Source organism: Anaerotignum sp. (genome assembly GCF_045122575.1).
In the GTDB taxonomy this organism is placed as follows: Bacteria; Bacillota; Clostridia; order Lachnospirales; family Anaerotignaceae; genus Anaerotignum_A.
The window spans coordinates 1-15,037 of sequence record NZ_JBGVHV010000015.1; the positions used below are offsets into that span (position 1 = coordinate 1).

General features: G+C 46.4%; 13 protein-coding genes, 6 tRNA genes, 1 rRNA gene and 1 riboswitch. All 20 genes read right to left on the minus strand.

Translation table 11 applies throughout. The features are described 5' to 3' along the window. Positions 1–788, minus strand: a 788-nt coding sequence (locus ACJMLT_RS00465; RefSeq protein ID WP_405724953.1) for a formate--tetrahydrofolate ligase, incomplete at its 3' end; no start/stop codon positions are given. Positions 789–913: 125 nt separating this feature from the next. Beyond that, positions 914–993: riboswitch (ZMP/ZTP riboswitch) on the minus strand. A gap of 88 nt (positions 994–1,081) precedes the next feature. Continuing rightward, positions 1,082–3,922: a DNA translocase FtsK gene (locus ACJMLT_RS00470; protein ID WP_405724956.1), complete on the minus strand. Its 2,841-nt coding sequence runs from the start codon at positions 3,920–3,922 to the stop codon at positions 1,082–1,084. 123 nt (positions 3,923–4,045) lie between these two features. Continuing rightward, a complete protein-coding gene (locus ACJMLT_RS00475; protein ID WP_405724959.1) occupies positions 4,046–4,945 on the minus strand; it encodes an EamA family transporter in 900 nt (299 codons plus the stop codon). Positions 4,946–5,012: 67 nt separating this feature from the next. Then, on the minus strand, positions 5,013–5,777 hold the full coding sequence (locus ACJMLT_RS00480) for a MerR family transcriptional regulator (RefSeq protein ID WP_405724962.1): 765 nt from the start codon (positions 5,775–5,777) through the stop codon (positions 5,013–5,015). Positions 5,778–5,893: 116 nt separating this feature from the next. Next, complete coding sequence (gene ilvA, locus ACJMLT_RS00485) at positions 5,894–7,084, minus strand: threonine ammonia-lyase (RefSeq protein WP_405724965.1); 1,191 nt, start codon at positions 7,082–7,084, stop codon at positions 5,894–5,896. A 308-nt stretch (positions 7,085–7,392) separates the two neighbouring features. Beyond that, a complete protein-coding gene (clpX, locus tag ACJMLT_RS00490) occupies positions 7,393–8,694 on the minus strand; it encodes an ATP-dependent Clp protease ATP-binding subunit ClpX (RefSeq protein WP_405724968.1) in 1,302 nt (433 codons plus the stop codon). Positions 8,695–8,697: 3 nt separating this feature from the next. Beyond that, entirely contained in the window at positions 8,698–9,294 is a 597-nt protein-coding gene (gene clpP / locus ACJMLT_RS00495) for an ATP-dependent Clp endopeptidase proteolytic subunit ClpP (RefSeq protein WP_405724971.1), read from the minus strand. Positions 9,295–9,395: 101 nt separating this feature from the next. Further along, on the minus strand, positions 9,396–10,691 hold the full coding sequence (tig, locus tag ACJMLT_RS00500; protein WP_405724974.1) for a trigger factor: 1,296 nt from the start codon (positions 10,689–10,691) through the stop codon (positions 9,396–9,398). Between the two features lie 181 nt (positions 10,692–10,872). Further along, positions 10,873–11,154, minus strand: coding sequence for a DUF503 domain-containing protein (locus ACJMLT_RS00505; RefSeq protein ID WP_405724977.1), 282 nt, complete (start codon positions 11,152–11,154; stop codon positions 10,873–10,875). Between the two features lie 73 nt (positions 11,155–11,227). Further along, positions 11,228–11,299, minus strand: a tRNA-Gly gene (locus ACJMLT_RS00510). 26 nt (positions 11,300–11,325) lie between these two features. After that, a tRNA-Gly gene (locus tag ACJMLT_RS00515) sits at positions 11,326–11,397 on the minus strand. A gap of 93 nt (positions 11,398–11,490) precedes the next feature. After that, positions 11,491–11,562, minus strand: a tRNA-Gly gene (locus ACJMLT_RS00520). Positions 11,563–11,565: 3 nt separating this feature from the next. Further along, positions 11,566–11,641: transfer RNA gene (locus ACJMLT_RS00525), tRNA-Phe, on the minus strand. Between the two features lie 27 nt (positions 11,642–11,668). Further along, positions 11,669–11,752: transfer RNA gene (locus ACJMLT_RS00530), tRNA-Leu, on the minus strand. Positions 11,753–11,877: 125 nt separating this feature from the next. Continuing rightward, positions 11,878–12,531 carry a hypothetical protein gene (locus ACJMLT_RS00535; protein ID WP_405724980.1) on the minus strand — a complete coding sequence of 218 codons (654 nt, stop codon included), beginning with the start codon at positions 12,529–12,531 and terminating at the stop codon, positions 11,878–11,880. Further along, a complete protein-coding gene (locus ACJMLT_RS00540) occupies positions 12,518–13,237 on the minus strand; it encodes a permease prefix domain 1-containing protein (RefSeq protein WP_405724983.1) in 720 nt (239 codons plus the stop codon). The genes ACJMLT_RS00535 and ACJMLT_RS00540 overlap by 14 nt, the downstream gene beginning before the upstream one ends. Before the next feature lie 13 nt (positions 13,238–13,250). Continuing rightward, on the minus strand, positions 13,251–13,583 hold the full coding sequence (locus ACJMLT_RS00545) for a PadR family transcriptional regulator (protein WP_405724986.1): 333 nt from the start codon (positions 13,581–13,583) through the stop codon (positions 13,251–13,253). Between the two features lie 142 nt (positions 13,584–13,725). Continuing rightward, positions 13,726–14,586 carry a stalk domain-containing protein gene (locus ACJMLT_RS00550; RefSeq protein ID WP_405724988.1) on the minus strand — a complete coding sequence of 287 codons (861 nt, stop codon included), beginning with the start codon at positions 14,584–14,586 and terminating at the stop codon, positions 13,726–13,728. A 157-nt stretch (positions 14,587–14,743) separates the two neighbouring features. Then, positions 14,744–14,824: transfer RNA gene (locus tag ACJMLT_RS00555), tRNA-Tyr, on the minus strand. Between the two features lie 81 nt (positions 14,825–14,905). Next, a 16S ribosomal RNA gene (locus tag ACJMLT_RS00560) occupies positions 14,906–15,037 on the minus strand; the annotation flags it as partial.

Consider the following 15,037-nt stretch of genomic DNA (forward strand, 5'->3'; position numbering starts at 1 on the left):
TTTTCCAGAGTCTGCACCACATTGGGCTGCAGAGCATCTTTCAGCAGTACTGTCATCGCACCGTCAGCACCGATCATTTTTGCTGTTACGGGTTCGTCGTCGTATGTGTAGCCAACGATGATCTGACCCAGCATTTCTTTCAGCTGTTTCAGGTCGTTTGCCAGACAGAAGATCGCCATGATTTCAGATGCTACTGTGATCTGGAATGCATCTTCTCTGGGGACACCGTTTACCTTGCCGCCCAGACCGGAGATCACGTTTCTCAGCTGTCTGTCGTTCAGGTCAACGCAGCGTTTCCATGCGATCTTTCTGGGGTCGATGTTCAGTTCGTTGCCCTGCTGAATGTGGTTATCTACCATGGATGCCAGCAGATTGTTTGCTGTTGTGATGGCATGCAGGTCACCTGTGAAGTGCAGGTTGATATCTTCCATGGGAACGACCTGTGCATAACCGCCGCCGGCTGCACCGCCTTTTACGCCCATGCAGGGGCCCAGGGAAGGTTCACGCAGACATGTGATGGCATTTTTGCCCATTTTCTGCAGTGCCTGTGTCAGACCGATGGTCACTGTTGTTTTGCCTTCACCGGCAGGTGTGGGGTTTACTGCAGTTACCAGAATCAGTTTTGCGTCTTTGTTGTCTTTGATTTCTTTGAAGTATTTATCGCTGATTTTACCCTTGTATTTGCCATAGCAATCAATGTATTCCTCGGGAATACCTGCTTTTTTTGCTACTTCCAGGATGTGTTCCATTTTGCATTCCTGCGCGATCTGTAAGTCGGATTTAAACATTCGAAAAAACTCCTCTCTGATTGGTGCTTCTGCACCGTTCACATTACTGGTTAACCTGATGTAGATATCGGCGTTTTTTATTGGCATATACTCTTATGACAATAAAAAAACCGCACCAATCTAAGCATCATTGCCCAGACGGTCGGCATTCGAACAGTCATACTCCATGTGGTTTCTTCCACTTCCGTCAGTCATATGACCCTATATTGATGGTACTATACTTATCCCTTTTTGTCAACGCATAAAAACTACAAAAGCACCGATAAAAATACACCGGTGCTTTTCCTTGCTTTTTATGAAATTTCTTCGGGAACAGCCCCTGTCATTTCTTCCCATTCAGACTTCGTGATCAGAACCTTTCTGGGTTTGCTGCCTTCTTCCGGGCCAACGATGCCATGTCGTTCCAAGTCATCCATCAGCCTTGCCGCACGGTTATAGCCGATACGGAACTGTCTTTGCAGCATGGAAACAGACGCCTTTTCCTTTTCCAGGATCAGGTCAACGGCATCTGCGAAAAATTCATCGGAATCTTCCACGTCACCGCCGCCAGCCTTTGCCACAGAGGTGATCTGGTCAATGGTTTCCTGCGTATAATAAGGCTTGCTGCTCTTTTTCAGGAAATCAACAATGGCTTCCACTTCCTGATCGGTAACGAAAGCCCCCTGCAGACGGGAAGGCTTGCTCTGACCGCTGGGGTAGAACAGCATATCGCCTTTCCCCAGCAGTTTTTCCGCCCCCACCATATCCAGAATGGTTCTGGAGTCGATACCGGAGGAAACGGCAAAGGCCAGTCTGGAAGGGATATTCGCCTTGATGACGCCAGTAATAACGTCTACGGAAGGACGCTGTGTGGCAATGATCAGGTGCATCCCTGCCGCACGGGCCATCTGAGCCAGTCGGCAGATGGCATCTTCCACTTCGCCGGGTGCCGCCATCATCAGGTCTGCCAGTTCGTCGATGATAATGACAATCTGAGGCATCTTGCCTTTTTCGTCCCCTTTTTCTTCCATCATTTTATTGAAGCCTTTGATGTCTCTGACACCATGGGCCGCAAAATCATTATATCTCTGCAGCATTTCCCTGACTGCCCAGTTCAGGGCAGAGGACGCCTTTTTGGGGTCTGTCACAACAGGGATGAGCAGATGAGGGATCCCATTATATACACTCAGTTCTACTACCTTGGGGTCAACCAGCAGCAGTTTGACTTCCTTCGGGTCTGCTTTATACAGGATACTTGTGATCAGGGTATTGATGCAGACGGACTTACCGCTGCCTGTGGCACCTGCGATCAGCAGATGGGGCATTTTTGCGATATCCGTCACCACAGGGTTCCCTGCAATATCCTGTCCCAGCGCAAAGGCCAGTTTGGATTCATGCTGTTTGAAAGCATCACTTTCCAGCAGGGTTCTCATATAAACGGACTGGGTCTCCTTATTGGGCACTTCGATGCCTACCGCCGCTTTGCCGGGGATCGGCGCTTCGATACGGATGCCGCTGGCCGCCAGATTCAGGGCAATGTCATCGGCCAGATTGACAATCTTGCTTACTTTCACGCCCTGACTGGGAGAAAGTTCGTATCTTGTTACTGTAGGGCCTTTGGAGATCTGAATGACCTTTGCATCCACGCCAAAGCTTTTCAGGGTAGATTCCAGTTTCCGCGCATTTTCGATCATTTCGGAACGATTGCCGCCGCTGCCTGTTTGAGGATCCGCCCCCAAAAGATCGATGGGAGGATAAATATAGGGTTTTTCCATCTCTGCCGGTTCTACGGGGATCTCAGGAGCGGGTACTTCTTCAGATTTTTTCTCTGCTGCAGCAGGTTCTTCCACAGATTCTTCCATCATTTCCACAGGAACTTCTTCTACGGGTTCCTCAACCAATTCTTCTTCCGCGGGAATTTCATCCGCTTCCGACATTTCGATAATCGGAATGTCCTCTTCCACAGGCTCCGCTGCTTTTCGGGGGATCATGGTCGCTTCATCCACACCGGCAATATCAATAATAGGTGCATCTTTGTCGATTTCAGGCATCTGCACGACCGGCGCAGCCGCTGTCATTTCCACAGGAAGCTCTTCCTGCATCTGCACTGCCTTCAGCGCAGAATCCGCCATCATGGACGCTGCCGCTTTCATGGCATTGCCGGATGTTTCCGCTACATATTTTTCCGCTGCCGCCTTCAGATTGGCTTCTTTTTCCTTTTCCTTTACAAAGTCAAAGATAGGCTCCCGTTTCTTTGTTTCCAGATTGGCAGGTTTCTTCTGGAAAACCGTTTCCTGCACATAAGGGATTTCCTCCCCTTCGCTTTCGTGGAGTTCAATATTAAAGTCCCCCTTGGACATGGTTTTCTTTTTGCGTTCCGCCTTCACGGCCAGTCGTTCTGCCTCGAACTGTTCTTGCTGACGGATACGGTCTGCCTTATTTTTGATTTTTTCGTTCTTTACTCTCTTTCTTTCCTTGCCATGGGCATGGGCATCCGCAATGGCATGGAAGAAGGATTTTCCTGTGGCCATCACAACGGAAATGATCCCCACCGCCAGCAGAATGATCACACTGCCCAGCGTATCCAATGCGGAATGCAGGCCGCCGCCGATCAGGCCGCCAAAGAGACCGCCGTTGCTGAAGGCTCCCTGCTCGTATAATTTACCGCAATATCTGACAAAAGACAGCTCCGTCTCTCTGCTGACAGGATTGATGACCTGCGCCGCAGCGGCCAGTGTCAGCAAAAACAGGAATGCACCGATACCACGTACAACCGGATATCTCTTTTCTTCGCTTGCCAGCATCCACACGCAGTAGAGCACTACAAACACAGGCAACAGCAGTCCGCTGAAGCCAAAAAGCCCCTTCACCAAGGCACTGATCAAACCGCCGATGATCCCCATCTTATCTGTCAGCAGGCTGACAAACACGATGATAGAAACCACAATGATCAGCAGCAGGATGATCTCATCCAGAAGACTGTCTCCGAAGCGGGCAGGCTTCGCACTTACCTTTGTAGTCTCTTTTTTCACTGCATTTTCCGCAGATTTTGTTTCCGTCTTTTTTTCACCGCTTTTCGACGTTGTTTTCTTTGTTCCCGTCGCTTTTTTTGCAGTGGTTTTGGCAGGGGTCTTCTTATTTTTCTGTTCCGCCAAATCTCTCACCTCGTTTATATTCATATCATAAGATAAAATTTTCTAACACTTTATTATAGCACAGATTTTTTTTGCAAGCAAATATCCCTTACGTTACCATAACATAAGGGATATCTTCTTATCCTATTCTTTTTTTTGCAGGGAAAGAGCTGCCACCGTTCCCAGAACCAGCACAAATCCAATAAAATCCATGATATGAAAATCTGCCCCAAGGAACACCAGTGAAACGATGACCGCCACGATGGGTTCAATCATCCCCAACAGACTGCCCATAAAAGGGCCTACGATGCTGACCCCTTTCAGATAGAGAGAAAAGGCCACCGCCGTGCCAATGATCACCACACCTGCCGTTGCAAGGACTGTTCCTTTATCAAACACGACTGCATATGTCCATGGGCGCACTACGATCAGCATCACAATGCCCGCGATAAACATGGCATATCCCACAACAGAATATACCCCATATTTTCTTAACAAATCACCGGAAAGCAGGTTATAAGCCGCCGCAGAAGCTGCCGCACCCAGCCCGAAAATCAACGCCAGAGTTGTAATGGTCATGCTATGAATATCTCCATGGGTACTCAGCAGGAACACCCCCAGCAGGGCACAGAAGATAGCCGCCGCTTCAAATCTTTTCGGCAGTCGCTTCTGCTTCATGCAGACGATCGCCAGAATGATGAGAGGCGCCAGAGATTGCAGCACCGTTGCCGTACCTGCATTGGAATACTGTATGGCCGCAAAGTAGGTATACTGACAGGTCAGCATACCGCCCATGGAAAAGAGCAGCAGCCGCTTTTTATCCACAGGATGTTTCCAGACATCCCCCATCTTCTTCTTTGTCAGCAAAAGCCCCAGTATGATCAGTAGCAGTCCCGCAAATATCAGACGCATGGTCACCAGCCATTCTGCCGTGATCCCTTTTTCCTGAAATAAATATTGTCCAAAACAGCCGGAAAGCCCCCAGCACGCCCCGCCAGAGAGGGTAATCAGGATACCCGCTGTACGATTTTCTTTTGTAGCCATGATTTTTCACCTCATGGTAAAGGATAATATAATTTCTACAAAAAAACAAGAAGGGCTTTCACCCTTCTCATATCCTTCCAACCCAATGCAGAATTGCATCCCTTAAAAAAGCAGCACATCCCTCTACTTCTTTATCATAATATCCCCTAAATCTGTCATCCAGCACATACATCTGTGCCACACCCTTGTGTGCATTTTCCGTATACTGCTTCCATGTCATGCTGAGCCATTCTTTATGCAGCATCATAGCTCTTTTGCCTACTTCTCCTTTTGGATCTGCTCCAGCCAGCACAGCTTCCTGCAGCACCCGTTCCACTTCCCTCTTCAGATTTTCAAAACGTTCATAATCCCCTTCCGTCATCTGCAGCAATTTACGGTTTGCAGTATCCATTTCCGCATCGCCATATTTTTCACGCACTTCTTTTCCGTATACCGCCTCGTTTTCCTCCACGATACGCTGTTTGAATCCTTCAAAACGTTCTTTTTCAGACATCTCTCTTTCCCCTTTCATAGATGCAATCGTACATTTTACGTTTTTTATCATATTCGCGGTCTCTTTCTGCCGGTTTTCCAATTCCTGCAGATGTTCCCATAAAGCTTTCTCCAAATCAAAATCCTTTTGGTAAAGAATCTGCCGGATCTCTTCCAATGAAAACCCTCGTTCTCTGTAAAAAAAGATCTGCTGGAGCAGGATCATTTCCTTTTCCCCATAAAACCGATGTCCCACATCATTGACCCTTGCAGGCTTCAATAAGCCGATGCTGTCATAATAGCGCAGCGTCCTGCTGCTGACACCGGAAAGTACTGCCAATTCCCGAATACTATATTCCATCTTTTCACCTCCTATATCCATAGGATAGCCTATGACGCTGCGTCAATGTCAACCTTTTTTGCAAAGAAAAACCCACCCTCGAAGGAGAGTGGGTCAAATATTCCTATGTAAGTGAATTAGATCACATAGCCGTTTGCTTTCAGAGCAGCAACCATTTCTTCATAGTGTGCTTTGTTTCTTGTTTCAACAGCTACGTCTACTACTACGTTAGATACAGCTACGCCTTTTGCTCTTCTGTTGTGGTGTACATCCAGAATGTTTGCGCCTGTTTCGGAGATGATCTGCAGCAGCTGGATCAGCTGACCGGGTTTATCAGCCATCATTACGGAGAATTCAGCGATTCTGCCGTTTTCCTGCAGGCCTTTGTCGATGATTCTGTCCAGAACGTTAACGTCTACGTTACCGCCGGAAACTACGCATACAACGTTTTTGCCAGCCAGATCTACTTTGTTTGTCATAGCAGCAGCTACGGAAACAGCACCAGCGCCTTCTGCTACCATTTTGTGTTTTTCCAGCAGCATCAGGATTGCGGAAGCGATTTCAGCTTCTGTTACTGTTACAACGCCGTCAACATATTTCATAACAGCTTCGAATGTCAGGTCGCCGGGTTCTTTTACAGCGATACCGTCAGCCATTGTTGCTACGCTAGCCAGTTTTTCGATTTTTTTGTGTTCTACGGACTGTTTCATGGAAGGAGCACCTGCTGCCTGAACGCCGTATACTTTGCAGTTAGGGTTGATTGCTTTTACAGCTGTAGCGATACCAGCGATCAGACCGCCGCCACCGATGGGGCACAGAATTACTTCAGCTTCGGGCAGTTTGTCCAGAATTTCCAGAGCTACTGTACCCTGACCAGCCATAACGTATTCGTCATTGAAGGGGTGCAGGAATGTGTAGCCGTGTTCTTTCTGCAGTTCTACTGCTTTTGCAGCTGCGTCATCATATACGCCGGGAACCAGAACAACTTCTGCGCCATAGCTCTTTGTAGCTTCTACTTTTGCCAGAGGAGCACCTGCGGGCATGCAGATTGTAGCTTTGATACCTTTTTTCTGAGCGGACAGAGCTACGCCCTGTGCGTGGTTACCTGCGGAGCAAGCGATTACGCCTTTTGCAGCTTCTTCATCTGTCAGGCTGTTTGTTTTTACATAAGCGCCTCTCAGTTTGAAGGAACCTGTCAGCTGCATGTTTTCGCATTTGATGTATACATTTGCGTTGGGGTTGATGAATGCGGATTCGTACATAGGTGTTACTCTAGCAACGCCTTCCAGTGTTTTTTTTGCTTCCTGAATCATTTCCAGTGTCAGCATGATGATCACTCCTATTTCTTATTTTCGTTTTATTTTTGTCTCTATACCAAGGACTATTGTTTGCCCTTGTCCTTCTCTTGAATACACCCTCATTATAGTCCCGAAAATCCGCATCCGTCAACGGTTTTTTGCGATTTATTTAACATTTTGGACGTTTTTGGCAGATGTTCCAGTCATTCCACGACACATGTACAAATCTCCGTACACCATAAAATTTCACGGACACTTCTTGTGCGTTTTTTCCTTGGAGGAAAACCCTGCCCGCGGCATAAAAAAAGAGCATGTTTCAAACATGCTCTTTGGATCAATTATGCAGACACGCCATTGTTTCCTCTGCTGCTTTTACGCTTACGCATACGCTGCAGGGGCTGTCTGTTTTCATTGTGGATATATTCCGGCTGCGCCTTGCCGTTCACCACATCTTCTGTGATGATGCAGCGTTCCACTGTGGTTTCTGTAGGGATTTCATACATCACGGGGTTGATGAATTCCTCTACGATAGAGCGAAGGCCACGGGCACCTGTTTCTCTTTCCATGGCTTTTCTTGCAATGGCTCTCAGGGCTTCTTCCTTGAACTCCAGAATGACATCATCCAGCGCAAACAGGTATTCATACTGTTTGGTCAATGCATTCTTAGGTTCTGTCAAAATATGCACAAAGGCATCTTCGTCCAGATTATCCAGCGTTACCACAACAGGCAGACGGCCGATAAATTCAGGGATCAGGCCATATTTCAGGAGATCCTGAGGCATCAGGCTCTGTAGCAGCTCGTCGTTTGTTTTATCCAGCTTACTCTGTACTTCTGCGCCAAAACCGATGACCTTGTGACCCATACGGCTCTGGATAATCTTTTCGATCCCGCCGAAAGCACCACCGCAGATAAAGAGGATATTTGTTGTATCGATCTGGATGAATTCCTGATGGGGGTGTTTTCTGCCGCCTTGAGGAGGCACGCTTGCTACTGTACCTTCCAAGATCTTCAGCAGTGCCTGCTGTACGCCTTCCCCACTGACGTCTCTTGTGATGGATACGTTTTCGCTTTTCTTTGTGATCTTATCGATTTCATCGATATAGATGATGCCGCGCTCTGCGCGTTCGATATCATAATCTGCCGCCTGAATCAGTTTCAGCAGGATATTTTCCACGTCTTCACCAACGTAGCCCGCTTCTGTCAGGGATGTGGCATCGGCAATGGCGAAGGGTACATTCAGCACCTTTGCCAGTGTCTGCGCCAGCAGTGTTTTCCCTGTGCCGGTAGGGCCTACCAGCAGGATATTGCTCTTCTGCAACTCCACATCATCGGCTTTTGCGTCCATGTAAATACGTTTGTAGTGATTATATACTGCAACAGCCAGTGCCTGTTTCGCTCTGTCCTGACCGATGACATATTCGTCCAGTGTGGCTTTGATTTCCTTTGGTTTGGGCACATTGAAGTTTTCTTCCTTATCTGCCAGCACATCGTATTCTTCATCGATGATATCAGCGCACAGATCGATACATTCATCGCAGATATACACATTGGGTCCCGCGATCAGTTTTTTCACCTGATCCTGTGTTTTACCACAGAAGGAACAACGCAGCTTATTCATGTCTTCTGTTTTACCGGGCATTTATCATTTCTCCTTTGTCTGGGGTCTTGTGATAACATCGTCGATCAGGCCATAAGCCTTTGCTTCTTCCGCAGTCATGAAATTATCGCGTTCTGTGTCTCTTTCCACTTCTTCCACGGGTTTCCCTGTGTTTTCCGCCAGAATCTTGTTCAGTTTCTGTTTGGTACGCAGGATGTTTTCCGCATGGATGCAGATATCTGTTGCCTGACCTCTGGCACCGCCGGAGGGCTGGTGGATCATCACTTCTGCATTGGGCAGCGCATATCTTTTGCCCTTTGCACCGCCTGCCAGAAGGAAGGCACCCATGCTGGCTGCCATACCGATACAGATGGTGGATACATCGGGTTTGATATACTGCATGGTATCATAAATCGCCATGCCGGCTGTTACAGAACCACCGGGGCTGTTGATGTACAGGCTGATGTCCTTATCAGGATCTTCCGCTGCCAGAAACAGCAGCTGTGCCACAACAAGGCTTGCTGTCACATCGTTTACTTCTTCACCCAGAAAAATGATTCTGTCCTTTAACAATCTGGAATAAATATCATAAGAACGTTCACCGCGGTTGGACTGTTCCACGACCATAGGTACTAAACTCATTATGATTCCTCCTTTTTATCTAAATAGGCACAGTTTCCTGTGCCTATCTAACTTACATATTTTACTTGAAAATTTTGCTTTCAAGTCTGCAGCGCAGCTGATTATTCAGCGTCTTTCAGAACTGCTGTGTCTTCGATCACTTTCATTGCTGCTCTTACCAGCATATCCTGTTTCAGTGCTTCTTTGTCGTCTTCCTGGATCATTTCCAGCATTGTTTTGCCGTCGATACCGTAGGATTCGCCGTATTTGCAAACTTCTGCATCCAGTTCTTCATCGGAGATCACCAGATTTTCAGCTTTTGCGATTGCTTCCAGCATCAGTCTTGCGTCTACGGATTTCATGGATGTATCTTTGAATGTTTCTCTGATTGTAGCTTCATCTGTACCCATGTACTGGTAGTAGATATCCATGGACAGACCCTGACGAACGATGTTTTCTTCGAATTCTCTCATCATGCTGTCGATTTTGTTATCGTACATAACCTGAGGTACTTCCATTGTGCAGTTTGCTACTGCTGCATCCAGCAGTTTGTCGCCCTGCAGCTGTTTTGCTCTTTCTGTTTTTTCTGTAGCCAGTTTAGCCAGGATATCTGCTTTGTATTCATCCAGTGTGGAGAATTCGGATACATCTTCAGCAAATGCATCGTTCAGTTCGGGCAGTTCTTTTGCTGTCAGTGCATTCAGTTTGATTGCGAATACAGCGGGTTTGCCAGCCAGTTCGGGAGCGTGGTAAGCTTCGGGGAATGTTACGTTGATGTCGAATTCTTCGCCAATGTTGTGGCCTACGATTGCATCTTCGAAACCTTCGATGAAGGAGTGAGAACCCAGTTCCAGTTCGTGACCTTCTGCTTTGCCGCCGTCGAAGGGAACACCGTCAACGGAACCCAGGTAGTCGATGTTAGCGATATCGCCCATCTGTGCTGCTCTGTCTGTTACTTCAACTTTTCTTGCGTTCTGTCTCTGAACTTTTTCCAGTTCCAGCATAAGGTCTGTATCTGTTACTTCAGCGGAAACTTTTTCTACTTCCAGACCTTTGTACTGACCCAGTGTTACTTCGGGTTTTACTGTAACGTCACAAACGAATTTCACGCCTTTGCCGGATTCGATGTATTCGATATCCAGAGTGGGAGCGGATACAACATCCAGACCCAGTTCTTTCACTGCTGCCATGTAGTTTTCGGGGAAGATGTGGTTGATTGCATCTTCGTAGAAGAAGCCTTCGCCGAACTGTTTTTCAACGATCTTTCTGGGTACTTTACCTTTTCTGAAACCGGGCAGAGCGATTTCGTTTTTGTGTTTGTTGTAAGCAAAAGCCAGACCTGTTTCCAGAACTTCTGCGCCTACTTCAAAAGAGAATTTTACTGCTGTTTTTTCTTTGCTAATTACTACTGCGTTCATTAGTAGTTCCTCCTTAAAAATTTAAGATAATGACAACCCTGTCTTATTGTTTTTTTATGATGGTGCCATAATTCGAATGCAGTCCTTACAACTGCACAATCAAAGTTGATTATAACATACCAGTTTTTGAAAATCTACAGGTAAATGCAAATTTTCCGCTGTATTTCAGCAAAAAATACACTCAAAGGATATCATATTCCGCAGAAATGAGTTCTGCCTCCGTGTTTTTCTCCATAAAATCCAGAATATGCTGGATCTGGCTGTCTGCATGGCGTTTTTCATTGGTCACGCAGGCAAAGCCGATCACGATCATCTTATGCTCATCATGCAGGTCTGTCTCCGCCACAGAAACATTGAATTTGTGCCTTGTTTTTTCCACCAGACTTTTGACCACCATCCGCTTTTCCTTCAGGCTGGACACCCATTCCGCCCGAAAGGTGACTTCGCAAGTTCCTACGATCATCCTTCTCACCCCTTCGACAAAAATCGTATATACGAAAAAATCGGTCTTGATATTCTCAAAACCGATTTTCTAAAGCGCGAGACGAGATTCGAACTCGCGACCCTCGCCTTGGCAAGGCGATGCTCTACCACTGAGCCACTCGCGCACTTTATGAAGTTTGTTGAAAAAAGAAGCGCGAGACGAGATTCGAACTCGCGACCCTCGCCTTGGCAAGGCGATGCTCTACCACTGAGCCACTCGCGCATATCGTTTTCAACGAGGTGTATCTTATCAGACTTTCGGATGATTGTCAACACCTTTTTTATTACATTTTTGCTTTCTCTTTTGAAAGAGAAAAGCGCGAGACGAGATTCGAACTCGCGACCCTCGCCTTGGCAAGGCGATGCTCTACCACTGAGCCACTCGCGCATATGGTGCCCAGAACCGGAATCGAACCAGTGACACGTGGATTTTCAGTCCACTGCTCTACCAACTGAGCTATCTGGGCATAAAAGATATTTGTTTTTTATGAAGCTGCCCGAGACCGGGATCGAACCGGTACGGGTGTTACCCCGCAGGATTTTAAGTCCTGTGCGTCTGCCAATTCCGCCACTCGGGCTTACATTTTTCTGCGTTGTTTCAGCCGCTCAATTAATATACCAAACCAGACAGAGTTTGTCAACAACTTTTTTCACTTTTTTTAAAAAATTTCTCCACCCTATAAAAAGGTGGAGAAATCAAGGTTTATTCCATATCGGGTGCTGTGACGAAAGGCTTGGTGACTTCCTTTGCATCCCGCGTATAATGTCCACCACGCAACGCCCTTGCCATTCCATCCTCACCTTCCCAACAAACCACTTCGCCCACTGCATTTCTGCCTTCCATATAGGCAAAATTATCCTTCATCACCAGATCAAAACCCTCTTTCTGCAGTTCTTTTCCACATTCAATAAAAATCAATCCTTCTTCTACAGGATAAACAAATTCTTTCCAGTTTCGATCTCCCCAGTTGCCAAAAATCAAAGACATTTCTGTAATCCTTTCGTCCTGACACATCCCCAGAAAATTCCCTTGATATGTAAGATATCCGTCCAATGGTGCATTCATCTTCTGGTAACCGTCAACGCCTCCGCTGGCCATTCTCCAGAGGAACAGATGCGTTCTTTCCACCGGCACGACAAACAGCCCCTCTTCCTGGCTGCCCACCAGAACCGTTGCACCATCGTCCCCCTCAAATTTCAGAAGGATTTCTTCGGACGGCGGATAACGAAGCCCTCTCTCGCAGGCATAAAAAGCATCTTCCGGCGAAAAATGCAACTGATTGATACAAATATGAAAACCGAAAAGTACAAAAATCAGGACGATATAGAGTATCGTCTGCCATTTACGCTTCCGCATTGTCCGTCACCTCCCCTGTCTCCAGATCAACCGTTACTGTCAGATCCTCGGTGCGGATTTCCAGTGTTTTTGTATCTACTGGTACATCATACAGATGGTCAACACCAATGCCATAATAGCCACCTTTTTTGTAGCCACCGCCGCCTTCATTGATCTCATTTCCTTCTTCATCGTAAATCCCCAGAGAAATCGTCATGCTCCATCCATTACTTCTGGCAAAAGGACTGCGTTTCGTATGATAGACTACATCCAGCATACCATCCTCATAATAATAAATATCATCCAAAATCAATGTATCATCGTAAATCTGATATTCTTTATCCAGCTCCATCTGCCATACCATTGGTGCATCGGTGGGCGGTTCATATTCTTCGAAATAGTTGGAAATCGTACTAGCCGTCATGCTAATCATAGGAAGAAATGTTACAAACAAAAGATAAACCACAACAACTCTTGAAATTCGCCATACCCATCCCAGCAGGGCATGGTGTTCCTGATCCAATTCCCGGCCGATCTCCGCCGCTTCCCCCATATATTCCACAGCCATATATTCCGCCGCTTCCTCGTCCATGCCTTCCGCCATCAGGTCTTCCTTCAGGTCGGCCATGTGCTCCGCCAGTTCCCGACGGATGGCCTTATGGTCATATTTGAATTTCACAAAGGAAAGCACCTCATCCAGATACTGTTCCCATCTCTTTTCATCCATACCTTCACCCCTCTCAGGCGAATCCTCTTGCCCCAATGACACGCTCCACAGAAGTGCTGAACACTTCCCACTGCTTCTTTTCCTCTGCCAACTGCGCCTTTCCAGCCCCTGTGATGCGGTAATATTTTCTCTCTTTGCCATTTTCCGCCTGCGCACGGTAAGACTTCACATAGCCCAGATTTTCCATCTTATGCAGAACGGGATACAGTGTCCCTTCCTTGAACTGAAACACATTCTGGCTGCGCTCTTTCAGTTCTTTGATGATTTCATAGCCATAACAATCCTTTTCTTCCAATAATGCCAACAGCATCAAAATCGTACTGCCGCCAATCAGGTTTTTATCCATCCTTCACCCCTCCTTACCTAGAACCTCTATGTATCACTATCATACCTAGAAATTCTAGGTATGTCAATGTCCAAAGAAAAAGCTACCTTACGGGAGCCTTTTCCTTAGAGGAGATTTTATTTGGATTCTGCTGTCTGTTTTCTTAATCATCATAGTCTTTTTCCGCTTTCAGAATCTTACCTGTTTCTGCACTGATTTCGTAATCATATTCCACGCGGCCTTTTTCAAATTCCACATCATACTTCACAATACCATCATCACGGTCTTTTTCCGCTTTCAGTTTTGTTACTTCACCTTTCTTCAGACCCGCATGTTTCAGAGCAATATCCTTTGCTTTTTCCAGACCGATATCTTTCTCTTTAGCCTTTTCTTTATCCTTGAAGGTATCCGCATCGGTTACTGTATTTTTCTCTTTTTTATCACCAAACGTGTCCGCATCCGTTACGGTAAAGCCATCACTGGTCAATGTCACTGTTTTTGTGTCATCGTCCCATTCTACCACCTTATCCATGATCTGACCGATCGCCCGCAGAGGCAGATAGGTGGAACCATCATACAGCAGAGGATAGCTCCGCTTGCCTGTCGATGTTTTAAAAATTTCTTCCTTCCCATCGATCACAATGGTAAAATCTTTTCTTACCTGAACAGAAATATTTTTCGCCTTGCTATCTACCGCTTTGTTAGAAGAATCTTCGGCCTCTCTTTTCCCTTCCAGTGTAATGGTCTTGGTATCTTCGTCCCAGTTTACATTTTTGCCCAACGCCTCACCAATGGCTCTCAGCGGCAGATAAGTGGAGTCTTCATATACTAATGCAAAGGCTGCAGAACCATCCGCACGCTTGAAATTTTTTTCCTTCCCATCGATAACGATGGTAAAATCAGGGCGAAGTCTCGCTGTTTCATAATCGATCGCCGCCATGGCAGGCATCGCCATTGCCGCTGTCATCACCAATGTTGTCCCCAGTGCAATCCATTTTTTCTTCATATCTCTCACCCTTTCCATAGTATTTCTCCTTGTTTTCTATAAAATAACATAAATCCTACATAAATGCTATACTTTTTTCAATTTTATGGATAATGATTTTTTATTGATAATTATGATTGTATTTATTTTCCTGATAAAACAAAAAAGGACAAGCATTTGCTTGTCCTTTTTTCACTGGGCGGAGAAGGATTCGAACCTTCGAAGCTATCGCAACAGATTTACAGTCTGCCCCCTTTGGCCGCTCGGGAATCCACCCATATGCAGTTAAAAAGCACTTTGAAAGTCCTATAAACTCTCAAAATAGAATAGTATATTAACTTCAACCAATACTCCATAGAAAGGAGGTGATCCAGCCGCACCTTCCGATACGGCTACCTTGTTACGACTTCACCCCAGTCACTGGCTTCACCTTCGGCGGCTCCTTCCTTACGGTTAGGTCACCGACTTCGGGTGCTTCCAACTCCCATGG

What these genes read in the sequence shown, in the direction of transcription:
- ACJMLT_RS00475 (WP_405724959.1), bottom strand. Translation starts at nt 4,945, where the DNA reads ATGGCTACAAAAGAAAATCGTACAGCGGGTATCCTGATTACCCTCTCT.
- ACJMLT_RS00480 (WP_405724962.1), bottom strand. Translation starts at nt 5,777, where the DNA reads ATGGAATATAGTATTCGGGAATTGGCAGTACTTTCCGGTGTCAGCAGC.
- ilvA (WP_405724965.1), bottom strand. Translation starts at nt 7,084, where the DNA reads ATGCTGACACTGGAAATGATTCAGGAAGCAAAAAAAACACTGGAAGGC.
- clpX (WP_405724968.1), bottom strand. Translation starts at nt 8,694, where the DNA reads ATGCCCGGTAAAACAGAAGACATGAATAAGCTGCGTTGTTCCTTCTGT.
- clpP (WP_405724971.1), bottom strand. Translation starts at nt 9,294, where the DNA reads ATGAGTTTAGTACCTATGGTCGTGGAACAGTCCAACCGCGGTGAACGT.
- tig (WP_405724974.1), bottom strand. Translation starts at nt 10,691, where the DNA reads ATGAACGCAGTAGTAATTAGCAAAGAAAAAACAGCAGTAAAATTCTCT.
- ACJMLT_RS00505 (WP_405724977.1), bottom strand. Translation starts at nt 11,154, where the DNA reads ATGATCGTAGGAACTTGCGAAGTCACCTTTCGGGCGGAATGGGTGTCC.
- ACJMLT_RS00535 (WP_405724980.1), bottom strand. Translation starts at nt 12,531, where the DNA reads ATGCGGAAGCGTAAATGGCAGACGATACTCTATATCGTCCTGATTTTT.
- ACJMLT_RS00540 (WP_405724983.1), bottom strand. Translation starts at nt 13,237, where the DNA reads ATGGATGAAAAGAGATGGGAACAGTATCTGGATGAGGTGCTTTCCTTT.
- ACJMLT_RS00545 (WP_405724986.1), bottom strand. Translation starts at nt 13,583, where the DNA reads ATGGATAAAAACCTGATTGGCGGCAGTACGATTTTGATGCTGTTGGCA.
- ACJMLT_RS00550 (WP_405724988.1), bottom strand. Translation starts at nt 14,586, where the DNA reads ATGGAAAGGGTGAGAGATATGAAGAAAAAATGGATTGCACTGGGGACA.